Source organism: Streptococcus vestibularis ATCC 49124 (assembly GCF_000188295.1).
GTDB classification, from domain to species: Bacteria; Bacillota; Bacilli; order Lactobacillales; family Streptococcaceae; genus Streptococcus; species Streptococcus vestibularis.
Genome location: NZ_GL831112.1, coordinates 349,331 through 374,177 on the forward strand (window position 1 = coordinate 349,331; position 24,847 = coordinate 374,177).

General features: G+C 39.7%; 26 protein-coding genes and 1 pseudogene. 26 read left to right on the forward strand and 1 reads right to left on the reverse strand.

Going from position 1 to position 24,847, the window contains the following annotated elements; all coding sequences use genetic code 11:
* Window positions 1–21: 21 nt before the first annotated feature.
* From HMPREF9425_RS01835 to gatB, 7 genes and pseudogenes are all read left to right on the forward strand, one after another.
* Window positions 22–573, forward strand: a complete 552-nt coding sequence (locus HMPREF9425_RS01835) for a cysteine hydrolase family protein (protein ID WP_003093202.1) — start codon at window positions 22–24, stop codon at window positions 571–573.
* A 205-nt stretch (window positions 574–778) separates the two neighbouring features.
* The gene (locus HMPREF9425_RS01840) at window positions 779–2,218 is read left to right on the forward strand and encodes a 6-phospho-beta-glucosidase (protein WP_003093820.1); all 1,440 of its coding nucleotides are present in this window, start codon (window positions 779–781) and stop codon (window positions 2,216–2,218) included.
* 359 nt (window positions 2,219–2,577) lie between these two features.
* Window positions 2,578–2,844, forward strand: coding sequence for a glycosyltransferase (locus HMPREF9425_RS10165; RefSeq protein WP_003094814.1), 267 nt, complete (start codon window positions 2,578–2,580; stop codon window positions 2,842–2,844).
* Window positions 2,798–3,295, forward strand: a pseudogene (locus HMPREF9425_RS10565) (glycosyltransferase); the annotation flags it as partial. The gene HMPREF9425_RS10165 and the pseudogene HMPREF9425_RS10565, both read left to right, overlap by 47 nt.
* Window positions 3,296–3,434: 139 nt before the next feature.
* Complete coding sequence (gene gatC, locus HMPREF9425_RS01855; RefSeq protein WP_002884769.1) at window positions 3,435–3,737, forward strand: Asp-tRNA(Asn)/Glu-tRNA(Gln) amidotransferase subunit GatC; 303 nt, start codon at window positions 3,435–3,437, stop codon at window positions 3,735–3,737.
* On the forward strand, window positions 3,737–5,203 hold the full coding sequence (gene gatA / locus HMPREF9425_RS01860; protein ID WP_003094882.1) for an Asp-tRNA(Asn)/Glu-tRNA(Gln) amidotransferase subunit GatA: 1,467 nt from the start codon (window positions 3,737–3,739) through the stop codon (window positions 5,201–5,203). Before gatC ends, gatA begins: the two co-directional genes overlap by 1 nt.
* On the forward strand, window positions 5,203–6,645 hold the full coding sequence (gene gatB / locus HMPREF9425_RS01865; RefSeq protein WP_003093972.1) for an Asp-tRNA(Asn)/Glu-tRNA(Gln) amidotransferase subunit GatB: 1,443 nt from the start codon (window positions 5,203–5,205) through the stop codon (window positions 6,643–6,645). Before gatA ends, gatB begins: the two co-directional genes overlap by 1 nt.
* A gap of 106 nt (window positions 6,646–6,751) precedes the next feature.
* Here gatB and HMPREF9425_RS01870 read toward each other — a convergent pair whose 3' ends face one another.
* Window positions 6,752–7,117 (reverse strand): hypothetical protein, encoded by a 366-nt coding sequence (locus tag HMPREF9425_RS01870; RefSeq protein WP_003096255.1) that lies wholly within the window; start codon window positions 7,115–7,117, stop codon window positions 6,752–6,754.
* 157 nt (window positions 7,118–7,274) lie between these two features.
* On the opposite strand from HMPREF9425_RS01870, the gene HMPREF9425_RS01875 reads away from it, so the two are divergent.
* The 19 genes from HMPREF9425_RS01875 to HMPREF9425_RS01965 all read left to right on the forward strand — a co-directional run bounded on the left by HMPREF9425_RS01875 (window position 7,275) and on the right by HMPREF9425_RS01965 (window position 24,614).
* Window positions 7,275–8,711: a 6-phospho-beta-glucosidase gene (locus HMPREF9425_RS01875; RefSeq protein WP_037621322.1), complete on the forward strand. Its 1,437-nt coding sequence runs from the start codon at window positions 7,275–7,277 to the stop codon at window positions 8,709–8,711.
* Window positions 8,712–8,763: 52 nt separating this feature from the next.
* The gene (locus HMPREF9425_RS01880) at window positions 8,764–9,003 is read left to right on the forward strand and encodes a SemiSWEET transporter (RefSeq protein ID WP_003096261.1); all 240 of its coding nucleotides are present in this window, start codon (window positions 8,764–8,766) and stop codon (window positions 9,001–9,003) included.
* A 131-nt stretch (window positions 9,004–9,134) separates the two neighbouring features.
* Window positions 9,135–9,449, forward strand: coding sequence for a PTS cellobiose transporter subunit IIB (locus HMPREF9425_RS01885; protein ID WP_003096262.1), 315 nt, complete (start codon window positions 9,135–9,137; stop codon window positions 9,447–9,449).
* Between the two features lie 163 nt (window positions 9,450–9,612).
* Window positions 9,613–11,589: a BglG family transcription antiterminator gene (locus tag HMPREF9425_RS01890; protein ID WP_003096267.1), complete on the forward strand. Its 1,977-nt coding sequence runs from the start codon at window positions 9,613–9,615 to the stop codon at window positions 11,587–11,589.
* Between the two features lie 9 nt (window positions 11,590–11,598).
* Window positions 11,599–11,913 carry a PTS cellobiose transporter subunit IIA gene (locus tag HMPREF9425_RS01895; protein WP_003096270.1) on the forward strand — a complete coding sequence of 105 codons (315 nt, stop codon included), beginning with the start codon at window positions 11,599–11,601 and terminating at the stop codon, window positions 11,911–11,913.
* A 29-nt stretch (window positions 11,914–11,942) separates the two neighbouring features.
* Window positions 11,943–12,449 carry a hypothetical protein gene (locus HMPREF9425_RS01900; protein ID WP_003096271.1) on the forward strand — a complete coding sequence of 169 codons (507 nt, stop codon included), beginning with the start codon at window positions 11,943–11,945 and terminating at the stop codon, window positions 12,447–12,449.
* 58 nt (window positions 12,450–12,507) lie between these two features.
* A complete protein-coding gene (gene celB / locus HMPREF9425_RS01905; protein WP_003096274.1) occupies window positions 12,508–13,854 on the forward strand; it encodes a PTS cellobiose transporter subunit IIC in 1,347 nt (448 codons plus the stop codon).
* Window positions 13,855–13,943: 89 nt separating this feature from the next.
* A complete protein-coding gene (locus HMPREF9425_RS01910; RefSeq protein ID WP_003096275.1) occupies window positions 13,944–14,327 on the forward strand; it encodes a hypothetical protein in 384 nt (127 codons plus the stop codon).
* Between the two features lie 75 nt (window positions 14,328–14,402).
* Complete coding sequence (locus tag HMPREF9425_RS01915; RefSeq protein ID WP_003096277.1) at window positions 14,403–15,320, forward strand: DMT family transporter; 918 nt, start codon at window positions 14,403–14,405, stop codon at window positions 15,318–15,320.
* Window positions 15,321–15,457: 137 nt separating this feature from the next.
* Entirely contained in the window at window positions 15,458–15,985 is a 528-nt protein-coding gene (locus tag HMPREF9425_RS01920; RefSeq protein WP_003096279.1) for a YqeG family HAD IIIA-type phosphatase, read from the forward strand.
* A complete protein-coding gene (gene yqeH, locus HMPREF9425_RS01925) occupies window positions 15,985–17,103 on the forward strand; it encodes a ribosome biogenesis GTPase YqeH (protein WP_003096281.1) in 1,119 nt (372 codons plus the stop codon). The genes HMPREF9425_RS01920 and yqeH overlap by 1 nt, the downstream gene beginning before the upstream one ends.
* Window positions 17,104–17,132: 29 nt before the next feature.
* The gene (gene yhbY, locus HMPREF9425_RS01930; protein WP_002884193.1) at window positions 17,133–17,450 is read left to right on the forward strand and encodes a ribosome assembly RNA-binding protein YhbY; all 318 of its coding nucleotides are present in this window, start codon (window positions 17,133–17,135) and stop codon (window positions 17,448–17,450) included.
* 71 nt (window positions 17,451–17,521) lie between these two features.
* Window positions 17,522–18,154: a nicotinate-nucleotide adenylyltransferase gene (locus HMPREF9425_RS01935; protein WP_003096283.1), complete on the forward strand. Its 633-nt coding sequence runs from the start codon at window positions 17,522–17,524 to the stop codon at window positions 18,152–18,154.
* Complete coding sequence (gene yqeK, locus HMPREF9425_RS01940) at window positions 18,151–18,744, forward strand: bis(5'-nucleosyl)-tetraphosphatase (symmetrical) YqeK (RefSeq protein ID WP_003093370.1); 594 nt, start codon at window positions 18,151–18,153, stop codon at window positions 18,742–18,744. The genes HMPREF9425_RS01935 and yqeK overlap by 4 nt, the downstream gene beginning before the upstream one ends.
* Window positions 18,745–18,747: 3 nt before the next feature.
* Window positions 18,748–19,203, forward strand: a complete 456-nt coding sequence (locus HMPREF9425_RS01945) for a cysteine hydrolase family protein (RefSeq protein ID WP_003096285.1) — start codon at window positions 18,748–18,750, stop codon at window positions 19,201–19,203.
* Between the two features lie 59 nt (window positions 19,204–19,262).
* On the forward strand, window positions 19,263–19,613 hold the full coding sequence (gene rsfS / locus HMPREF9425_RS01950) for a ribosome silencing factor (RefSeq protein WP_003093907.1): 351 nt from the start codon (window positions 19,263–19,265) through the stop codon (window positions 19,611–19,613).
* A gap of 323 nt (window positions 19,614–19,936) precedes the next feature.
* Entirely contained in the window at window positions 19,937–20,677 is a 741-nt protein-coding gene (locus HMPREF9425_RS01955) for a class I SAM-dependent DNA methyltransferase (RefSeq protein ID WP_264472446.1), read from the forward strand.
* 6 nt (window positions 20,678–20,683) lie between these two features.
* Window positions 20,684–21,775: a nucleotidyltransferase gene (locus tag HMPREF9425_RS01960; RefSeq protein WP_003096290.1), complete on the forward strand. Its 1,092-nt coding sequence runs from the start codon at window positions 20,684–20,686 to the stop codon at window positions 21,773–21,775.
* 733 nt (window positions 21,776–22,508) lie between these two features.
* The gene (locus HMPREF9425_RS01965; RefSeq protein ID WP_003094808.1) at window positions 22,509–24,614 is read left to right on the forward strand and encodes an AAA family ATPase; all 2,106 of its coding nucleotides are present in this window, start codon (window positions 22,509–22,511) and stop codon (window positions 24,612–24,614) included.
* Window positions 24,615–24,847: the final 233 nt, after the last annotated feature.

Sequence of the window (24,847 nt, forward strand, 5' to 3'; positions counted from 1 at the left end):
TTTTTAAAAGGAGAAGGTTTTATGACCAAGGCATTGATTTCAATTGATTACTCTTATGATTTTGTGGCAGATGATGGGAAGTTGACGGCTGGTAAGCCTGCCCAAGCCATTGAAGATCGTATTGCTCAGGTAACGCAAGAAGCTTATGACAATGGAGATTATATCTTTGTTGCCATGGACCGACATGATGAGGGGGATACTTTCCATCCTGAGACTAAACTCTTTCCGCCTCACAATATTGCAGGGACAGACGGACGAGAACTTTATGGTAAGTTAGCTGGTGTATATGATGCCATCAAGGATGACAATCGTGTCTTTTGGATGGACAAACGTCACTATTCGGCTTTTTCAGGAACAGATTTGGATATTCGTTTGCGTGAGCGTCGTGTGACGACAGTTGTTTTGACGGGAGTTTTAACGGATATTTGTGTGTTACATACGGCTATTGATGCTTATAATTTGGGCTATGATATCGAGGTGGTAGAGAGTGCAACAGCCTCCTTGACACCTGAAGCACATGACTTTGCTATTGGGCATTTAAAAAATGTTCTTGGAGCAACAATTGTAGAGTAAGAGTTGGTTCTTACTCTTTTTTTGATAATTGTAATAATGGTAAGAGGATTGAAATTCAGTTCGTATCAAATGTAGGAGTAAGTCCTACTCTCAATTCTTTGTCTAAAATCATAGGATAGTATCAGTTTTCCGTAGTTTACCATAAGAAAACGGTTACATGCTATTGTATACTATTATTAAGTCGAAATATATAGGAGGTAGAATAATGACTAAAAAATTAACTTTTCCTAACGTTTTTTTGTGGGGTGGTGCGACAGCAGCCAACCAATGTGAAGGTGCCTATGATGCTGATGGGCGTGGTTTAGCCAATGTTGATGTGGTGCCGATTGGTGAGGATCGCCTTTCCATTATTACTGGACGTCGCAAGATGTTTAATTTTGAGGATGGTTATTTTTATCCAGCTAAGGAAAGCATCGATATGTACCACCGTTACAAGGAAGATATTGCTCTCTTTGGTGAAATGGGTTTTAAGACTTATAGACTTTCTATTGCTTGGTCACGTATTTTTCCTAAGGGTGATGAGGCTGAGCCAAATGAAGCTGGGCTTGCCTTTTACGAGGACCTCTTCAAGGAATGTCATAAACATGGCATTGAACCCTTGGTGACCATCACACACTTTGATTGTCCAATGCACTTGATTACCGAGTATGGAGGATGGCGTAATCGTAAGATGCTTGGCTTCTATGAAAATCTTTGCCGTACCCTTTTCACACGTTATAAAGGTTTGGTTAAGTACTGGCTCACTTTCAATGAAATCAATATGATTCTCCATGCACCATTTATGGGAGCAGGACTCTGCTTTGAAGAGGGTGAGAATGAGGAGCAGGTTAAATACCAAGCAGCTCACCATGAGTTGGTAGCTTCAGCTATGGCGACGAAGTTGGCCCATGAGATTGACCCTGAAAATAAGGTCGGTTGTATGTTGGCAGCAGGTCAATATTATCCAAATACAGCCCATCCACGTGACTACTGGGCAGCCATGCAAGAAGACCGTAGTAGCTATTTCTTTACTGATGTTCAAGCTCGTGGAGAGTATCCAAATTATGCTAAGAAACAGTGGGAACGTGATGGCATTGAGCTTGAGATGACGGAAGAAGATTTGGCCCTTCTTAAAGAGCATACTGTTGATTTTATTTCCTTCTCTTATTATGCAAGTCGTGTGGCTTCAGGTGATCCAGAAGTTAATGAAAAGACTGCTGGAAATATCTTTGCCTCTATTAAAAATCCCTATTTGGAAGCTTCAGAGTGGGGCTGGCAAATTGACCCACTAGGCCTTCGTATTACCCTCAATGCTATTTGGGATCGTTACCAAAAACCGATGTTTATCGTTGAAAATGGGCTTGGTGCTGTGGATACACCAGATGAAAATGGTTATGTTGAAGACGATTATCGTATCGACTACTTGGCAGCCCACATCAAGGCCATGCGTGATGCAATCAATGAAGATGGTGTAGAGCTTTGGGGCTACACAACTTGGGGTTGTATCGACCTTGTTTCTGCCGGAACTGGTGAAATGAAGAAACGTTATGGCTTCATCTATGTGGACCGTGACAACGATGGTAATGGTAGCCTTAAACGCTCTAAGAAGAAATCATTTAACTGGTACAAAGAAGTTATCGCAAGTAACGGTGCCTCTGTAGAATAGGGTATGAGTCTCGACCCATGACACTATGAGTTGAGAGGTGTTTGGTTTTTTAAGCCATATGTTAGTCTGAATCCTATTTTATGCAATTAACGAGCACTAAGAGAAAATTGATCTCCATTTAAAGTCAGCCTTAGGGTTGGCTTTTTTGTAAGGAATAGAGATTGTAATGTTTTCTAAAAAATGATATTTTTATTAGAGTTTGAGAGGGAGAAAACATGGGTAAAAAATCAGTTGTATTTGTATCTGAGCTATCCTGTATGGAAAAATTAGAGGTAGCTCTTAAATCTTTGTGTGTACACCAAGGGTAGTGGAAAATTTATGTGCTAAATGAGAATTTACCAACAGAATGGTTTACGCTGATGAATCGTCGTTTAGAGGCTATTGATTCTGAAATTCTTAATTGTCGTGTGTCTGCAGAAAGCTTTAAACATTTTTCGCTTCCAAGTGCGCATATTCATTATGCGACTTTTTTCCGTTATGCGATTCCTGAGTTTGTTCAAGAAGATCGTGTTCTCTATTTGGATTGTGATATGATTTTTACGCAGGATTTGTCACCACTTTTTGGAGTGAATCTGGGCGGATTTAGCTATAAGAGCCGTTGCCCTTGCCCATCAAAAAGAACCTAATCTTCGCTTTGACATCTACGGTAAAGGTGGGGAGCAAGAGAATCTACAAGATCTGATTAATACTCTTGGGGCAAATGATTACATTCAACTTAGAGGACATGCGGATTTGCGTGACGTCTACCCACAGTATTAACTTTATGTCACTACCTCTCAGTGGGAGACCTTTGGTTTGACTCTGATGGAAGCGGTAGGAGCAGGTTTAGCCCTGGTTGGTTTTGATGCCCGTTACGGTAATCCAACCTTCATCAAAGATGGTGAGAATGGCTATCTGGTTCCTTATAGCGAGACTATGGATGAAGACCTACTTGTTTCTCAGATGGCGGACAAAATTGTATTTGCCTTAGAGAGTGATCTTGAGTCTATACATCAAATCTCATACGACCTGGCAAAACAGTATTTGAAACCAGAAATCCTAGAGGCTTGGAGAAAGCTCTTGATAGCCATACGATAGGTGTTTTGAAAAAGCTCTATCTCTGTAAACTGTAGTGATAAAAAAGTTACTACAGTTTTTTTATCCTCCAAGCAAAATAGGCTAAATTATGATAAAATAGAAGGTATTGAAAAATCATCATTTCACGAAAGGAAGCAAGATGAAAATTACGCAAGAAGAGGTAACCCACGTTGCCAATCTTTCAAAATTGAAATTCTCTCCAGAAGAGACAGCTGAGTTTGCGACAACCTTGTCTAAAATTGTCGACATGGTGGAATTGTTGGAAGAAGTGGACACAACAGGTGTTGCCCCAACAACGACCATGGCTGATCGCAAGACCGTATTGCGTCCGGATGTTGCTGAAAAAGGGACAGACCGTGACCGCTTGTTTAAAAATGTACCTGAAAAAGATAACTATTACATTAAGGTACCAGCTATCCTAGAAGATGGAGGAGATGCCTAATGTCATTCAACAATAAAACCATTGAAGAGTTGCACGACCTCCTTGTCTCTAAGGAAATTTCGGCAACTGAATTGACACAAGCGACGCTTGATGATATCAAGGAGCGTGAAGAAGCAGTCAATGCCTTTGTAACGGTGGCCGAAGAAACTGCTCTTGCGCAAGCTAAGGCTATTGATGAAAAAGGGATCGATGCAGATAACCTTCTGTCAGGGATTCCACTCGCTGTCAAAGACAATATCTCAACAGATGGCATTTTGACAACTGCGGCTTCAAAAATGCTCTATAACTACGAGCCAATCTTTGATGCGACAGCTGTTGCCAATGCAAAAGCCAAAGATATGATTGTCATCGGGAAGACCAACATGGATGAATTTGCCATGGGTGGATCTGGTGAAACATCTTACTATGGAGCGACTAAAAATGCATGGGACCACAGCAAGGTGCCTGGTGGATCTTCTAGTGGTTCAGCAGCTTCTGTAGCTTCAGGGCAAGTCCGTTTGTCCCTTGGTTCAGATACAGGTGGTTCCATCCGTCAACCGGCTGCTTTTAACGGGATTGTTGGTCTCAAACCAACTTATGGAACGGTTTCACGTTTTGGTCTCATTGCCTTTGGTAGCTCACTTGACCAAATTGGTACTTTCTCACCAACGGTTAAGGAAAATGCACAATTGCTCAATGTCATTGCCAGTGAAGATGCCAAGGATTCAACTTCAGCGCCTGTTCGTGTAGCAGACTTTACTTCTAAGATTGGTCAGGACATTAAAGGCATGAAGATTGCCCTTCCGAAGGAATACCTCGGTGAAGGGATTGATCCAGAAGTCAAAGAAACTATCCTTAATGCGGCGAAACATTTTGAAAAATTGGGAGCAACTGTTGAAGAAGTCAGCTTGCCACACTCTAAATACGGTGTTGCCGTTTACTATATCATCGCTTCTTCAGAAGCGTCTTCAAACTTGCAACGTTTCGACGGTATTCGCTATGGTTTCCGTGCAGAAGATGCTAAAAACTTGGATGATATCTACGTGAACACTCGTAGTCAAGGCTTTGGCAATGAGGTCAAACGCCGTATCATGCTTGGGACCTTTAGTTTGTCATCTGGTTACTACGATGCTTACTACAAGAAAGCAGGACAAGTTCGTACCCTCATTATCCAAGACTTTGAAAAAGTCTTTGCGGATTACGACCTCATCCTTGGTCCTACAGCTCCAAGCGTGGCTTTTGATTTGGATTCGCTCAACCATGATCCGGTTGCCATGTACTTGGCTGACCTCTTGACTATCCCAGTCAACTTGGCAGGTCTTCCAGGAATTTCGATTCCTGCAGGTTTTGCTCAAGGTCTTCCAGTTGGTTTGCAGTTGATTGGTCCTAAGTATTCTGAAGAAACCATTTACCAAGCTGCAGCTGCCTTTGAAGCAACAACGGATTACCACAAGCAACAACCCCTAATTTTCGGAGGTGACAATTAATGAACTTTGAAACAGTCATCGGACTTGAAGTCCACGTTGAATTGAATACAAACTCAAAAATTTTCTCACCAACCTCTGCTCACTTTGGGAACGAGCAAAATGCCAACACTAATGTGATTGACTGGTCTTTCCCAGGGGTGCTTCCTGTCTTGAATAAGGGTGTTGTGGATGCTGGTATCAAGGCTGCTTTGGCGCTGAATATGGATATCCACCAGCACATGCACTTTGACCGTAAGAACTATTTCTACCCTGATAATCCAAAGGCCTACCAAATTTCGCAATTTGACGAGCCAATCGGTTACAACGGTTGGATTGAAGTGCAATTGGAAGACGGCTCAACTAAGAAAATCGGGATTGAACGTGCCCATTTGGAAGAAGATGCCGGTAAGAACACCCACGGAACAGACGGTTTCTCTTATGTAGATCTTAACCGTCAAGGGGTGCCATTGATCGAGATTGTCTCTGAAGCAGATATGCGTTCTCCAGAAGAAGCCTACGCCTATTTGACAGCCCTCAAAGAAGTCATCCAATATATTGGTATTTCAGACGTCAAGATGGAAGAAGGATCTATGCGTGTGGATGCCAACATTTCCCTTCGCCCATACGGCCAAGAGGAATTTGGTACCAAGACTGAGTTGAAAAACTTGAACTCTTTCTCAAACGTCCGTAAAGGTCTTGAATACGAAGTGCAACGCCAAGCGAAAATCTTGCGTTCAGGTGGTGTCATTCGTCAAGAAACACGTCGTTACGATGAAGCTAACAAGAGTACCATCCTTATGCGTGTCAAAGAAGGGGCAGCGGATTACCGTTACTTCCCAGAACCAGACCTTCCATTGTTTGAAATCTCAGATGACTGGATTGAGGAAATGCGTACTGAGTTGCCAGAGTTTCCAAAAGACCGTCGTGCTCGCTATGTGGCAGAGCTTGGCTTGTCTGACTATGATGCCAACCAATTGACAGCTACTAAGGTCACATCTGACTTCTTCGAAGCAGCCGTAGCCCTTGGCGGAGATGCCAAGCAAGTGTCTAACTGGCTCCAAGGTGAAGTCGCACAATTCTTGAACGCAGAAGGTAAAACGCTTGAAGAAATCAAGTTGACACCAGAAAACTTGGTAGAAATGATTGCCATCATCGAAGATGGAACGATTTCATCTAAGATTGCCAAGAAAGTATTCGTTCACTTGGCGAAAAACGGTGGAGGTGCGCGTGAATACGTCGAAAAAGCTGGATTGGTACAGATTTCAGACCCTGAAGTCTTGATCCCAATCATCCACCAAGTCTTTGCAGATAATGAAGCAGCCGTAGCCGACTTCAAGTCAGGTAAACGTAACGCTGATAAGGCCTTCACAGGTTTCCTCATGAAAGCAACCAAAGGCCAAGCTAACCCACAAGTAGCCCTCAAGTTACTTGCTCAAGAATTGGCGAAGTTGAAAGAAGAGTAATAGATAAAGAACCAGCCGAGAGGTTGGTTTTTTATCTATTATTAGGGTATACAAAAACTCCTAACGAGTGGAGTTCGTAGGAGTTTTTGAAAAAGGCTAAGTGACTTTAGAAATGAGGAAGAGCTGAAGCAACCTTCATTTCTTCAGGAACAGTGACAATAACTTGATGAGCTTTTAAATGATATTCATCAATAATCCATTGGCGAAGTTTTTCTTTGGAGACATTGGCAGTTCCTCGGAATTCATGTCCGTTATCATGGACAGTCCAGTCTCCCATTTTCTTAAAATCAGTATTCATAAGTAAGTCAGGGTATTGATCTAGCTCTTTAAGATGAACAATAGTAAAGGTATTACTATTACGTACAATGACGTTTTTCTTCAAAGTCTTACTTAAGTACCAGAAGAGTATAGCAACAGCGCTAACTCCAACAACAAGTCCTGCAAAAGCAATTAAAAACTGTATGAAATTCATATTATTGCCTCCTTATGAGAGATATTATACTCTTTATATAAAACGTTTTCAATCAAAAGATGACCTATTGCTTTCCGTAGTATTATGGAAAAAGAATGCGTTTTCATTGATGCTTATGGAGTTTATAATAGAAGTATCAAAGTCAGGAGGAAAAACGATGACTACTTTTAAAGATGGATTTTTGTGGGGCGGTGCTGTTGCTGCTCATCAACTTGAAGGTGGATGGCAAGAAGGTGGTAAAGGAATCAGTGTTGCTGATGTGATGACTGCTGGTCGTCATGGAGTTGCCCGTGAAATTACCCCGGGCGTTTTGGAAGGTAAATATTATCCAAACCATGAGGCTATAGATTTTTACCATCGTTATAAAGGAGATATTGCACTTTTTGCTGAAATGGGATTTAAGTGCTTCCGAACATCGATTGCCTGGACACGTATTTTCCCAAAAGGTGATGAGTTAGAGCCCAATGAAGAAGGTTTGCAATTTTATGATGATCTTTTTGATGAGTGCTTGAAGTATGGAATTGAACCTGTAATTACGTTATCTCATTTTGAGATGCCTTATCATTTGGTTACAGAATACGGTGGGTGGAAAAATCGAAAATTGATTGATTTCTTTGTTCACTTTGCGGAAGTCGTATTCAAACGTTATAAAGATAAAGTTAAATACTGGATGACCTTTAATGAAATCAACAATCAGGCCAATTACCAGGAAGATTTTGCACCATTTACGAACTCTGGTATTGTATATGAGGAAGGTGACGACCGAGAAGCTATTATGTATCAAGCAGCACACTATGAGTTAGTGGCTTCTGCTCGAGCAGTAAAAATTGGTCATGAAATCAATCCAGATTTTCAAATTGGTTGTATGATTGCGATGTGTCCTATTTATCCTGCAACTTGTAATCCTAAAGATATTTTAATGGCTATGAAGGCTATGCAAAAACGTTATTACTTTACTGATGTACATGTTTTGGGTAAATATCCTGAACACATTCTCAAGTATTGGGAACGTAAAGGAATCTCAGTTGATTTTACAGATCAAGATAAAGAGGATTTACTTGGAGGAACAGTAGACTATATTGGATTTAGTTACTATATGTCTTTCGCTATCGATTCTCATCGTGAGAATAATCCTTATTTTGATTATCTTGAAACAGAAGATTTGGTTAAAAATAATTATGTTCAGGCATCTGAGTGGGAGTGGCAAATTGACCCCGAGGGCTTACGTTATGCATTAAACTGGTTTACTGATCACTATCATTTGCCATTATTTATTGTTGAAAATGGTTTTGGTGCTATAGACCAAGTTGAAGCAGATGGCATGGTTCATGATGATTATCGAATTGATTACCTAGGTGCACATATTCGTGAAATGAAAAAAGCCGTAGTAGAAGATGGTGTTGACTTAATGGGATATACTCCTTGGGGATGTATAGACCTAGTTTCAGCTGGTACCGGTGAGATGAGGAAACGTTATGGATTTATCTATGTGGATAAAGATGATTATGGACAGGGAAGTTATGAACGCTCACCGAAAAAATCATTTAATTGGTATAAAGAAGTTATTGCATCCAATGGTGCAACAGTAGAATAGTATTAAGAAGCTGGGAAGATGCCCAGCTTCTTTACTAAATAGGAGAATAGATATGATTGGTAGCATTGCAGCAATTTTAACAACATTTGCCTTTTTGCCGCAAGTTGTGCGTGTGGTAAAAACAAAAGATACTGAATCAATTGCCTTAGGGATGTATGTTATGCAGGTTATTGGTATTGCTTTGTGGCTTGCTCATGGATTTCATATTGGTGACTTACCTTTGATTTTGGCTAATAGTGTTTCGTTTTTACTATCTGGTATTATTTTGATTTATAAATTGAAGTACAAATAATTATTTTCCGTATCGTTGAGGAAAAATCAGCAATGGTAATTGTAAGCGCTATACTCTATAATTAAGGTGTAAATAAGAAATAGCCCAATCAAGTATCAATTTGATGGGATTAGATTAAAGGAGAAAATCTTATGGCAAAAGCATTGATTATTTGTGCAGCAGGAATGTCTTCATCACTAATGGCAAAGAAAACAACTGAATTTCTAAAAGGGAAAGGTCAGGATATTGAGGTTGATGCTATTAGTGCTACTGAAGGTGGAAAAGCTATTGCAGCATCAGAATTTGATTTATACCTTGTAAGTCCTCAAACAAAAATGTATTTTAAACAGTTTGAAGAGGCAGGTGCCAAAGTCGGAAAACCAGTTGTTCAAATTCCACCACAAGCTTACATTCCAATTCCAATGGGAATTGAAAAAATGGCTAATTTAATTGTAGAAAACATCTAATCTTCGTTAAAGAAATAGTGTAAAAAATAGATATTAGTTAATATTATCTGTTGACTAGATTATAAATGGTTCATAATCTAACTTATGCTCGATAAAAAGAAGTAAAGGTGTGAAAATATCCTATAATAGAAGGTGAATATATCATTTTTAGGAGGATATAAGATTGTCAAAAACTAGGGAAAAAAGCATCCTTCAATTCTTGATAAAGCATAGGGAACGTTATGTTACGAGTAAAGAGCTTGCTGAATACTTGTCCTGCTCGGATAGGACTGTACGTAATCACTTAAAATCAATTGATCAAACCTTAAACCTTCAAGGTGTTAGCTTAGTATCAAAACAAGGACAAGGTTATAGACTGTTTTTTGAAAGCCAAGAAGCTTGCCAAACTTTTCGTCTGATTTATGAATTAGGAGATGATTATAATACAGAATCTTCCATGTCCCAAAGTGATGATCGGCTAGCTTTCATTTTAAATAAGCTCTTGTTTGAACAGGTTCCAGTTCATTTTGATGATTTAGTTGAGGAGCTATATGTTAGTCGCTCAACCTTGTCTAATGATTTTAAAAAGATACGCCAGATGCTAGCTGAGTATAACCTAACTATAGAAAGTAGAGCGAATAAAGGTGTCTACGTTTCTGGTGAAGAACTAGACAAACGTCGCTTCATTATGAGTTATTTCTTGGAGAACCAGTTTTTTAAAGTATTGCACTCATATGTGAAGTCAAATTTTTTTGACCAAAATCTTCCATTAGAGGAATTGGCAAAGATTGTTTTAGAAGAATGTCAGGAAGCCAATCTAAAGTTATCGGATTTTGTTTTACAAAATTTAGTTGTTCATATAGCTTTAGCAATAGGCCGTATCAAGTCTGGTTTTGAAATTAGGAACTTAGATTGTCAGATGGCAGATAACGACATCGAACGTCGGGTTGCTAAGAGGATTATTTCAAGAGTTAGTGAGGTAACCAATCAAGAATTTCCAGTTCAAGAAATCGATTATATTACCCTACATCTGTTAGCTAAAAGTCAGTTACCCCAAAACAACCAAACAGAGTTTTCTAAAGAAGCACTGAGAGACTCGTTGGTCCAACGTTTTGAAACCTTAGGGTTAGACGATATATACCACTTTTCCTCAGATTTTCAACTTGTTGAGAGTCTTATAACCCATTTGATGACCTTACAGGTACGCTTAGCCAGTCATATTAATCTTAGTAATCCATTGGTAGATGAGGTTAAACAAAATTATAGCGATGTATTCTTCATGACCAAGGAAATTCTTGCAAATATGGAAGCTTTTTCACAGGCTACTATATCTGACGATGAAATAGTTTATGTCTGTCTTCATTTCTTGGCTGCTATCGAACGTCGAAAAGAAAACCATAAATTTTCAGTATTGGCGATTTGTGCGACAGGATTTGGGGCTGCTCAAATGCTTAAAAATCGTCTTGAATCTGAGCTTGGGAATCGTATAGAGGTGGTTGATGTCATAGGTTACTATGAGTTGAACCAAGAAAAAATAGACGGTATTGATTTTATTGTATCGGCTGTTGATTTATCGAACCTTTACTTTCAGATGCCCGTTTTTACAGTGAGTGTCTTTCTTAAATCTGACGAAATATCTCAGATTCGTAATGCTATGAATCAGATGCAAGTCTCGAGAAATAGGAAACGTTCAGAAGTATCCCCTATTGAAGACGATAATTGTAAACAATACTTTAGCCGAGATACTTTCTTTGTGTGGACGAAAGGCGATAAAACACGACTATTGGAAGAAATGGCTGAGTCTCTATCTGTCGATGAATCAGTGGACTTCGAACAGTCTCTACTTTATGAAATAAAACAGCGTGAGGAATTAAGCTCAGTCGTCTTTTCCGAAAAAATTGCAGTTCCTCACCCAATTAGGCCTTTGGGAAAAGAAGTGAAGATCTCAGTTGCTATCTGTCAAGAACCTGTATCTTGGGATAGTCAAAGCTCACATATTCAACTTGTTTTTCTTTTATCACCATCATTATATGGAAATGATGGATTGAAGGATGTGACGAAGAAAATAGTTTCCTTAACAGAAAATGAAGATTTACAAGAGCAATTAATTAATTGCAAGAAATTTGAAGATTTTATTAAGATATTTGAAAAAATAACATAGGAGGTTCATATGAATCAAGAAGAACTACAGGTTGCAGCCTTTGAAATCATTCTTCATTCAGGTACTGCTAGAACGGAAATTCATGAAGCGTTTGCCGATATGCGAGAAGGTCGCTTTGACGAAGCAGAAGCTAAGTTAGATCATTCAAATGAAGAAATTTTAGAAGCGCACCATGCACAAACAAAACTTTTACAAGACTATGCAAGTGGTGTAGAAATTAAGATTGAAATTATCATGGTGCATGCTCAAGATCATTTAATGACCACAATGACTCTATTGGAAGTAGCAAAGGAAATGCTAGTTCTTCATAGAAAGGTTGGCTAAATAGATATAGTTAAACAAGGAGGAAGACAATGACAAAAAAAGAACAACTAGAAATCGAGCGTCAACGTCGGGAGACAGCGTTAAAAAATACTTTCTTTAATCGCTATCTTCTTCTACGTTATACAATAGCACTCTTCTTTTTTGGTAATATTTATTGGCTCTTGAATCAATTTATTCGTCCTTCTTTTGTTATTGTTCTCCCTATTACGTTAATTATATTAGCGATTTTGGCTACTGTTGAGCAGTTTCGATTGTATGGCAAGCGTGATGAACGTTTGAAAGTGACTCAGATGTTTGTTCGCTCGCAAGCTGTTATTCAGGTGGGACTACTTGTTCTAACTTGGACAAGTCTGTTTACAACTCTTTTCCCAATTTTTGAAAATAATCAAGCTGCACGTTTCTTCGTTTTTGTTATTCTTTTACTAGGTTTAGGCCTTTGCTTGCTAAATCTTAAAAGAATTCAAGAAATATATGAACGTAAAGATAAGGCTTATCAACGCTTTATCCAGTTAGAAAAGAGTTCTATAACCTTATAACATCTTTTAAAAGGATTGCTATTGAAATATATATAATTATTATTAAGGAGGTCCGATTATGGATCAACAAAACGGATTATTTGGTTTCCTTGAAAATCATGTCATGGGACCAATGGGAAAACTTGCCCAGTTTAAAGTTGTACGTGCAATCACGGCAGCAGGTATGGCAGCTGTACCATTTACTATTGTTGGGTCAATGTTCTTGGTATTTAGTATTCTGCCACAAGCTTTCTCATTCTGGCCAATTGTAGCTGATATTTTCTCAGCTTCATTTGATAAGTTTACTTCTCTATACATGGTTGCTAACTATGCTACTATGGGTTCCCTCTCTCTTTACTTTGTTCTCTCACTTGCTTATGAGTTAACTAAAATCTATGCAGAAGAAGAAGAACTAAATATGAATCCTCTTAACGGTGCTCTTCTTGCGCTCATGGCGTTCATTATGACAGTTCCACAAATCATTTTTGACGGTGGAATGATGAAAGCTGTAGGTAGCCTTAAAGAAGGTGCAGTCGTTGTTGATGGTTGGGCAATGGGCAATGGCGTTACTCGTTTTGGTACTACTGGTATTTTCACAGCTATTATCATGGCTATTGTGACAGTTCTTATTTATCGTACATGTGTAAAACGTAATTGGGTTATTAAAATGCCTGAAGCTGTTCCAGAAGGGGTTTCTCGCGGATTCACAGCCTTGATTCCAGGATTCGTCGTTGCATTTGTAGTTATCTTTATTAACGGTACACTCGTGGCGTTGGGAACTGACATCTTTAAAGTTATTGCTATTCCATTTGGGTTTGTTGGTAACCTAACTAACTCATGGATTGGATTAATGATTATTTATCTTTTAACTCAACTCCTCTGGATTGTAGGAATTCATGGTGCTAACATTATCTTTGCTTTCGTTAGCCCTATCGCACTTGCTAACTTGGCAGAAAATGCTGCTGGAGGACACTATGCTGTAGCTGGTGAGTTCTCTAACATGTTTGTTATCGCTGGTGGATCAGGTGCAACTCTTGGTCTGTGTCTCTACATTGCTTTTGCTGCCAAGTCAGAGCAACTTAAAGCGATTGGACGTGCCTCAGTTGTTCCAGCATTGTTCAACATTAACGAACCTTTGATTTTTGGGTTGCCAATTATCTATAATCCAGCATTAGCGATTCCATTTATCTTAGCTCCAATGGTTACAGCTACTATTTACTACTTTGTTAATGCATTGCATTTGATTAATCCTGTTATTGCACAAGTTCCATGGCCAACCCCAGTGGGAATCGGAGCCTTCTTAGGAACAGCAGATCTCCGTGCTGTCTTAGTTGCTCTTGTCTGTGCAGTTGCTGCCTTCCTTGTTTACTTCCCATTCATTCGTGTTTACGATAAGAAATTGTTGAAAGAGGAACAAGAAGCTTAATTTATGATTAAAGATCTTAACTTTGTTAAGGTCTTTTTTCTTATACTAATGGTATTCAATAAAACATCTATTAAGTAGGAGCACCCCCCATGAACAAATTCTTAAGAGTCCTATTTATCCTCGTCATCCTGGACATGACTGGTGCTATTATTTTTCAGCTGTTCTTCCCAACTTATATGGGAAGTCACTTGGGGTACGGCATTTCAGTTGGTTGGCAGAGGGAGATTGGTATCTGGAATGTGGCAGTTCTAATCATCCTTCTTGCTGTGAATCTCAAATACGATTGGTTTTATCTGAGAGCTGTGCTGATAGCTTTGATTATTGGAGGCCTTGTGATTGGGACTAATCATTTCCTTAGCTATCTTCAACATCATCACTCAGTCAATGCTATTGGAGTACTTGAAAATTATCTTTCAGTCTTTGGCTGGATTGTCGGTTGGTCGCTTGAAAATTCCTCAAGAAAAACAGTTTAAGTTTTATGGGGTAACCGCTTACCTTATCCACTCTGTGATATAATAATTAATCATTATCATAATCGAGGAAAACACATGTCTAAACAACTAAAAGGGAGCTTGATGGTATTGGCAGCAGGAATTGCCTGGGGATTTTCAGGAGTTTCTGGTCAATACCTAATGGCTCATGGTGTTAATGTCAATCTTTTGACGAGTTTACGTTTGCTTCTGTCCGGTATTTTACTAACGGCTTCGGTCTTTTTTAGGCAGCGAGACAAATTAGTACAAGCTATTAAAGATAGAAAAACCTTAGTAAGTATCGCCTTATTTGCTCTCTTTGGTCTGGTACTAAATCAGTACGCCTATCTTAGTGCTATTCAATACACTAATGCTGGGACAGCGACGGTCTTGCAGTATGTCACCCCAGTTATCATCCTGGCTTTTGTATGTGCAAAATATCGTAGGTTTCCAACAGCAGCAGAGCTAGTAGCGATTATCCTGGCTATTGTGGGAACCTTTACCATCGCAACGCATGGTCAGATAAGGGAGCTGGCGATTACACCTCTGGGCTTGTTCTGGGGTCTCTTTTCGGCGGTGACCTATGCAATTTATATCTTACTGCCTGCTAAGGCTATTGAAAAATGGGGAAGTTTGATTGTCATTGGTTTAGGTCTGTTGATTGGTGGTTTAATCTTTCCGATTGTTATCCAAGCTTGGAAGTATAAGCTTTCTTTGACTGGGGGAAATCTCTTAGCGCTTTTTGGTTTGATCTTCATTGGGACAGTCTTTGCTTACACCGTTTTCCTTAAGGGGACAACCATGGTTGGAGCTGTCAAAGGAAGTCTCTTGGCTTCGGTAGAACCTATAGCGTCGGTCATTTTGACCGTATTAATTATGGGGGACCGCTTCTTTGCCATTGATGTGGTTGGAATGTTTTTAATTGTTCTTGCTGTTATCATCATATCGCTTAAGAATTTAGTTACCCTTAAAAAACAAGAAAAAATTCAAAGATAAGAATGGAGCCTGAGTGATTGTGGCTCTTTTTCTATACCGTCGTGTCATTGATGTTCTTAAAAAATAGGACTTAAGTCCCACACATAAACCTTAAAAATATGGTAGAATAAGAGGTAAACTAACATTTTGGAGAGAAAATGAGTATAGACGATTACAGGCCCCATTTTATGGTGGAGGCTGTTTATGATTTGAAACCTGACCAGCTACGTGAACACGGTATTCGTGCTGTCTTGGTCGATTTGGATAATACCTTGATTGCTTGGAACAACCCTGATGGGACTCCTGAGCTACGTGCTTGGTTAGATGAAATGACAGAGGCTGACATTCCGGTGGTTGTGGTCTCTAACAACAAACATGAACGTGTTGAACGTGCGGTTGCCAATTTCCATGTGGATTTCGTGAGTCGTGCCATGAAGCCTTTCACTAAAGGCATTAATGAAGCGATTGAGCGTTACCACTTTAATCGAGACGAGGTTGTTATGGTGGGAGATCAGCTCATGACTGATATCAGAGCTAGCCACCGAGCTGGCATTCGCTCGATTTTGGTTAAGCCTTTGGTGAAATCAGATGCTTGGGTAACCAAATTAAACCGTTGGCGTGAACGTCGCATGTGGAAAAAAATTGAAAAAGCATATGGTCCAATGACCTTTAACAAAGGAATTTAATGGAAGAATTATTTTGTATTGGGTGTGGAGCCCAAATTCAAACAGAAGATAAAGAAAAAGCAGGTTTCACACCTGCTAGCTCTATTAAAAAGGCCGAAGAAACAGGTGAGTTATATTGCCAACGCTGTTTTCGTCTTCGTCATTACAATGAGATTGTGGATGTCCACATCACAGATGATGAATTTTTAAAATTGCTTCATGAAGTTGGAGACAGTGATGCCCTCGTTGTTAATGTCGTTGATATTTTTGATTTTAATGGATCAATCATACCAGGCTTATCACGCTTTGTTTCTGGGAATGATGTGCTCTTGGTCGGAAATAAAAAGGATATCCTACCTAAATCCGTTAAAGATGGTAAGGTAACCCAATGGTTGACAGAACGTGCCCACGAAGAAGGCATGCGTCCCGTGGATGTCATGTTGACGTCTGCCCAAAATCACCACGCCATTAAAGAGTTGATTCAGCGTATTGAAAAACTCCGTAAGGGTCGTGATGTTTATGTTGTCGGTGTGACGAATGTTGGTAAATCAACCTTAATCAATGCGATTATCAAGGAAATTACAGGTGATAAAGATATTATCACTACCTCTCGTTTCCCAGGAACGACCCTTGATAAGATTGAGATTCCGCTGGATGATGGTACTTATATTTTTGATACTCCAGGAATTATTCATCGCCACCAGATGGCACACTATCTGTCAGCCAAGGACCTCAAGTACGTTAGTCCTAAGAAGGAAATTAAGCCGAAGACTTATCAGTTAAATGCAAGCCAAACCCTATTCCTAGGTGGACTAGGACGCTTTGACTTTATTGATGGTGATAAACAAGGTTTTACAGCCTTCTTTGATAATAACTTGAAGCTTCATCGTACTAAACTTGAAGGAGCAGATGCCTTCTATGATAAGCATGTTGGAAGTCTTCTCATGCCTCCTGGACCAAAGGATCTAGCTGATTTTCCAAAACTTGTTCGTCACGAATTTACTATCAAAGATAAGACAGACATTGTCTTCTCAGGATTAGGCTGGATTCGTGTTCAAGGAAAAGCTGACCAACCAACCATCGTTGCCGCCTGGGCACCAGAAGGTGTTGGCGTCGTCGTACGAAAAGCGATTATTTAAACTTAATAAAGTAATTATAAGGAATAAACATGTCACTAACATCAAAACAACGTGCTTTCCTCAAATCGGAAGCACACACTCTCAAACCTATTGTACAAATCGGAAAAAACGGTCTGAACGACCACATCAAAACGAGCGTTCGTAATGCTCTCGATGCCCGTGAATTGATCAAAGTAACCCTACTCCAAAATACCATGGAAGATATCCATGAAGTTGCTGAAATTTTGGAAGAAGAAATCGGCTGTGATACAGTTCTAAAGATTGGACGTATCTTGATTCTTTACAAAGAATCAGCTAAAAAAGAAAATCGTAAGTTATCACCAAAGGTTAAAGCCATCCAAAAATAGTTGATGACTTTTGAAACCTTAAAGGCAAAAGAACAGTTATTTAGATGATGTTTGAGTAAGAGGAGGCGTAAATGGCACTGGATCTCGTAACCCCATTTACAAAGGTTCAACTAGAAGAAGAAATCAAAGATACTGGCCGTAAGCAGGTGGGAATTTTGGGTGGAAATTTCAACCCTGTTCACAATGCTCACTTGGTTGTTGCGGACCAGGTACGTCAGCAGTTAGGCCTTGATGAAGTTCTTCTTATGCCTGAGTTTGAGCCGCCTCATGTCGATAAAAAAGAGACTATTGATGAACAGCATCGCCTAAATATGCTCATGTTGGCTATTAACGGCATCGAAGGTTTGGATATTGAAACCATCGAGTTTGAGCGCAAGGGAATCAGCTATACCTATGACACCATGAAACTCTTGACAGAGGCCAATCCTGATACGGATTATTACTTCATTATTGGTGCTGATATGGTCGACTATCTGCCTACATGGCATCGCATTGACGAACTTATCGAGATGGTCCAATTTGTGGGTGTTCAGCGTCCTAAGTATAAGGCTGGAACCTCTTATCCAGTTATTTGGGTTGATGTGCCCCTTATGGATATTAGTTCGAGTGCAGTCAGAGCCTACATTAAGAAGGATCGCACACCTAACTTTATGGTGCCACAGTCTGTACTTGCCTACATCAAGAAAGCGGGGCTCTATAAATGACCTATGAAAAATATTTAGACTATTCTCGTGAAGAACTCCTTGAAAAAGTTCGAGCGGTCATGAGTCCTAAACGCTTCAATCATGTTCTGGGTGTTGAGAGAGCTGCTATTACTCTTGCTGAAAAGTACGAATATGATACTGAGAAAGCTGGCTTGGCTGGCCTCCTTCATGATTATGCCAAGGAACTTCCAGATCAGGAATTCTTGGAGCTTATTGATAAATATAAGCTTGATCCTGAATTGAAAAAATGGGGGAACAATGTCTGGCATGGCATGGTTGGGATTTACAAAATCCAAGAAGATTTGGGATTGACTGATTCTGATATTCTACGCAGTATTGAGATTCATACTGTCGGAAGCCATGAAATGTCAACCCTAGATAAGATTGTCTATGTGGCTGATTATATTGAGCATAACCGTAATTTCCCTTTGGTAGAGGAAGCTAGACAAGTAGCAGAGCAATCCTTGGATAAGGCAGTTGCTTTTGAAACAGTCCATACGGTAGAACACTTGGCCCACCAGGCCTTGCCGATTTATCCCCAAACTCTTGAAACCTATAATGCTTTTGTGCATTGCTTGAAAGAGGATTAGTAAGTGAAAACAGCTTTTATTATTATTGATGTACAAAATATCTTAGTAGAAACAGGTTTTGAAACACAAAAGCTGTTAGAGAAAATCTCTTATTTACAAGATCAGGCTAGAAAACAGCAGATTGAAATTATCTATATTCAGCATATTGAAACGGAAGAAGCTCTAACCTCGGAAGATTGGAAATTATCGCCACTATTAAAGAGACAGTCTGATGAAAAGGTTTTTCAGAAGCGATACAATAGCATTTTTAAAGAGACTGGATTAAAGGAATACTTGGATCAACAAGGAATTGAGAAACTAGTCTTATGCGGTATGCAGACGGAGTATTGTGTTGATACATCCGTTAAAGTTGCTTTCGAACATGGCTACAAGCTAGTCGTTCCCGAAGGTACTGTTACAACCTTTGATGGAGACGACATTCCAGCAGAAACAATTAATGATTTTTACGAGAACATTTGAGATGAACGTTTTGCAGATGTCTTAGATTACAAAACGATTTTTTAATGAAAGAGGATTAAATGAAAGAAGAATTACTTGAATTGGTTGTCAAAGCTGCTGATGAAAAGCGAGCTGAAGACATTGTTGCCCTAGATTTGTATGGTCTTACTAGCCTAACAGATTACTTTGTTATTTTGAGTGCAATGAATAGCCGTCAGTTGGAAGCTATTGCCGACAACATCCGTGAGAAAGTTAAAGAAGCTGGCCTTGATGCTAGTCACATGGAAGGTGACAACAAGGGTGGTTGGATTCTTTTGGACCTGAACGACGTTGTTGTTCACATCTTTACAGAAGACGAACGTGCTCACTATAACCTTGAAAAACTCTGGCATGAAGCACCGATGATGGATGTGTCAGCCTATTTGGCATAAGATAATGAACTCAGTTGTAGTCAACTGGGTTTTATTTGCTTATTTTAGAAGAAAATTGTTAGAAAGGTGAGAGCGTCGAGTTTGGTTAATGTTGAAGCTGAACACGAACTAAAAGCTGTGAGAAAAAGATAAACTTTCTTTGTATCTAACGATACGGCAGAAAGTTTCCTATTTTCTCTGTGCTTTTGACGCTCTTTGTATCTTAGAAAGGATTTGAACCCGTCCTGTAATCGTCGGAAAATAGACAGCTTTGTCTTGGAGATTCCTCCAAGTCCAAGCTCCTAATTTTCATTTTGATTACGGACGGACTTGGTATCATCATTATGGCTACTTATGAAACTTTTGCGGCGGTCTACGACGCTGTTATGGATGACAGCCTTTACGATTTGTGGACGGATTTTTCCCTCCGTCATCTGCCAAAGACTAAGGATAAAAAGAAATTGCTTGAATTAGCTTGTGGGACTGGTATTCAATCTGTACGTTTTTCCCAAGTCGGTTTTGATGTTACTGGACTTGATTTGAGTGCTGACATGTTGAAGGTTGCTCAGAAGCGTGCGTCTTCCGCCAAGCAGAAAATCGATTTTATCGAAGGCAACATGTTGGATTTATCGCAAGCGGGCAAATATGATTTTGTGACTTGCTACTCAGATTCTATCTGCTATATGCAGGATGAAGTAGAGGTTGGGGACGTCTTCAAGGAGGTTTATAATGCACTGAATGAAGATGGCGTCTTTATCTTTGATGTACACTCAACCTATCAGACGGATGAGGTTTTCCCTGGCTATTCCTACCATGAAAATGCAGAAGACTTTGCTATGCTCTGGGATACCTATGAGGATGCGGCTCCGCATTCTATTGTCCATGAATTAACTTTCTTTGTCCAAGAGGAAGATGGAAGCTTTAGCCGTCATGATGAGGTGCATGAGGAACGCACCTATGAGGTTTTGACTTATGATATCTTGTTGGAGCAGGCTGGCTTCAAATCCTTCAAACTTTACGCCGATTTTGAGGATAAGGAACCGACAGAAACTAGTGCCCGTTGGTTCTTTGTGGCCCAAAAGTAAGAGCCTATGACAGTTACAGGTATTATTGCTGAGTTCAATCCTTTTCATAACGGTCACAAGTATCTCTTGGATCAGGCTGAAGGCGTAAAAATCGTTGCCATGTCTGGGAACTTTGTTCAGCGAGGTGAGCCAGCTATTGTGGATAAGTGGACTAGAGCTCAGATGGCTTTGGAAAATGGGGCAGATCTCGTGGTTGAGTTGCCTTTCTTGACGGCAGTCCAGTCTGCCGATTATTTTGCTGCTGGAGCCGTCGATATCTTGTCCCGACTGGGAATTGATAGCCTTACTTTTGGAACGGAAGAAGTCCTAGATTACCAGGCAATAGCAGATGTCTATGCTGAAAAGTCAGAGGATATGGAAGCTTTTGTAGAAAATTTACCGAGTGACTTATCTTATCCACAAAAGACACAAAAAATGTGGGAAAAGTTTGCTGGTGTGGATTTCACTGGCAATACACCCAACCATATCCTAGGGCTAGCCTATGCCAAAGCTTGTGCTGGTAAGGGCATTAAGTTGAATCCTATCCAGAGACAAGGAGCCGGTTATCATTCCTCAGACAAGGAAGTATCTTTCGCCTCAGCGACGAGTCTACGTCTCCACAAGCAAGATAGCGATTTTGTGGATAAGTTCATGCCCAATAGCAAGCTTTTTCAGACTTCTCCACAGGTCTCTTGGGATAATTATTTCCAATTGTTGAGTTATCAGATTCTTACAAACCCTGATTTGACCACTATTTTTCAAGTTAACGAAGAGATTGCTAGTCGTTTAAAAGCTGTTATCCGCGAGGTGTCTTCTGTGGAGGAACTGGTGGATAAGGTAGCAACCAAACGCTATACAAAAGCACGAGTACGTCGTATTTTGACCTATATCCTGGTCGAAGCTGTGGATAATCCTTTGCCCCAGGCTGTTCATGTGCTTGGATTTTCTCAAAAAGGACAGTCTCATCTCAAATCTGTGAAAAAGTCTGTTGATATAGTGGCTCGTATTGGAAGGGAGCCTTGGGATCTGCTTACACAGCAAGCAGATAATGTTTACCAATTAGGTAACCCCGAGCTTTCCGAACAAAACTTCGGACGCGTACCGATTAGAGTAAAATAGTTTTATAGAAGGTCTACCTCTGGTAGGCTTTTTTACTTTCCGTAAATTATTTTCCAAAAGGTCAAAAAAGATCAAACAAAACCTTTGACCTTTGCTGACTAATAGTGTATGATAGTGTCATAAGGATTTAGCTTCCTTATAAATCTTGCAGTGCTTGCCTAAATACTGGTTATAAAGTTATTTTGGTTTGGCTGCACAAAAATATGACAAAGGTCAAAAAAAGTCAAACAAAACTATTGACTATTACTGACCAATGTTGTAGAATATAAGCATAAGGAAATGAAATCCTTATGAAGGCTGTGTCAATAGCCCATATACCAATAAAAAGGATTGCAGCTAGTCTGCAAAAATTTTCATCTAAAAGGTCAGTAAAAGTCAAAACTAAATTCTTGACCTGATTAAATGAAAGGTATATGATAAAGCTATAAGGAAAAAGGATTCCTTAATGTATAAGTTTCTTTCTGAAAAAGCTATTCATAGTTTTGAAAGAGGCTTGGAAGTTAGCTATATTGAGAGATTCACAGAAAGAAGGTGGCTCTTATGCTAAATGATAATTTATTTAAGACTGTGAAAGTTCTCAGTCTCCTACCAAGAGCAAAACCTGAAATTATTAGAAGAGTAGTTGAAGCTACTAAAAATTTTTAGGGTTTTGGTCAGTAAAAGTCAGAAAATACATTAACATAAAAATAACGTTTAAGAAATTTCACAAGATAACACAAAACGAGGTAATTATATGAACAACAACTTTAACAATATGGACGATCTTTTCAATCAATTGATGGGTAACATGGGTGGTTACCGTTCAGAAAACCGTCGCTACATGATTAACGGTCGTGAAGTGACACCTGAAGAATTTGCTATTTACCGCCAAACAGGTCAATTGCCTGGTAATGAAGGTGAAGCAGTCAACCCAACTCAACAACAAGGTAAAGGACCTAAACAAGATGGTATTCTTGCTAAACTTGGTCGTAACTTGACTGAAGAAGCTCGTGAAGGTAAATTGGATCCAGTTATTGGACGTAACAAAGAAATCCAAGAAGCTTGCGAAATCTTGGCTCGTCGTACAAAAAATAACCCAGTCCTTGTCGGGGACGCTGGGGTTGGTAAAACAGCCGTAGTTGAAGGTTTGGCTCAAGCCATCGTCAATGGTGATGTCCCAGCTGCTATCAAGAACAAAGAAATCATCTCAATTGATATTTCTGGACTTGAAGCTGGTACTCAATACCGTGGTAGTTTTGAAGAAAACATTCAAAACTTGGTAAATGAAGTCAAAGAAGCTGGAAATATTATCCTATTCTTCGATGAAATCCACCAAATTCTTGGTGCTGGAAGCACTGGCGATGGTCAAGGATCTAAAGGTCTGGCTGATATTTTGAAACCTGCTCTTTCACGTGGTGAATTGACAGTGATTGGTGCAACAACTCAAGATGAATACCGTAACACTATCTTGAAGAACGCTGCCCTAGCTCGTCGTTTCAACGAAGTTAAGGTTAATGCTCCATCTGCTGAAGATACCTTCAAGATTCTCCAAGGTATCCGTGACCTTTATGAAAAACACCACAATGTTATCTTACCAGATGATGTTTTGAAAGCAGCAGTAGATTTCTCTGTACAATATATTCCACAACGTAGCTTACCAGATAAGGCTATCGACCTTGTCGATGTAACAGCTGCTCACTTGGCTGCTCAACACCCAGTGACTGATGTGAATGCTGTTGAACATGAAATTGAAGAAGAAAAAGCTAAACAAGAAGCTGCAGCTGCCAAAGAAGACTACGAAGCAGCTCTAAATGCTAAGGTTCGTATTGAAGAACTTGAAAAGAAAATTGCCAACCATACAGAAGACCTTAAAGTCACTGCAACTGTCAACGATGTGGCTGAATCTGTAGAACGTATGACTGGTATTCCAGTGTCACAAATGGGTGCAACTGATATCGAACGTTTGAAAGATATGGGTCACCGTTTGCAAACTAAGGTTATCGGTCAAGATAAAGCCGTTGAAGCAGTGGCACGTGCCATCCGTCGTAACCGTGCAGGATTTGACGAAGGTAACCGTCCAATCGGTAGCTTCCTCTTTGTAGGACCTACTGGTGTTGGTAAAACTGAGTTGGCTAAACAATTGGCTCTTGATATGTTCGGAACTAAAGATGCTATCATCCGTTTGGACATGTCAGAATACAGCGACCGCACAGCTGTTTCTAAATTGATTGGTACAACAGCTGGTTATGTTGGTTATGATGACAATAGCAATACTTTGACAGAACGTGTTCGCCGTAACCCATACTCAATCGTCCTTCTCGACGAAATTGAAAAGGCTGACCCTCAAGTCATCACCCTTCTCCTCCAAGTTTTGGACGATGGTCGTTTGACAGATGGTCAAGGTAACACTGTAAACTTCAAGAATACTGTGATTATCGCAACTTCAAACGCAGGATTTGGTTACGAAGCTAACTTGACAGAAGATGCTGATAAACCAGAACTCATGGATCGTTTGAAACCTTACTTCCGTCCAGAATTCCTTAACCGCTTCAATGCTGTCATCGAATTCTCACACTTGAGCAAAGAAGATCTTTCTAAGATTGTAGACCTTATGTTGGTTGAAGTTAACAAGACGCTTTCTAAGAAAGACATTGACTTGGCAGTTAGCGAAGCTGCTAAAGAATACATGACTGAAGAAGGTTACGATGAAGTCATGGGGGTTCGTCCACTCCGTCGTGTGGTTGAACAACAAATCCGTGACAAAGTCACAGACTTCCACTTGGATAACCTTGATGCTAAACACCTAGAAGCTGATATGGAAGATGGTGTCTTGGTTATCAAAGAAAAAGATGCTGAATAAGAAGCATAAAACCTCCTAATCCTATTATGAAGCAGAGATGTTAGTAGACATCTCTGTTTTTTTCTTTTTTATTTAAGACTTTCCTTGGGTGCTGTGGACGGAAGCGACTTCCGAGTGAGAGAAGCAATAGTGCTTCTCTCACCTTTCGCACAGCGGAAAGTCTTGTATTGTGTATAGCTGTGATTTCCATGTTTATTCTTAATTTTCAAATGAGATGAAATTATAATAATCTT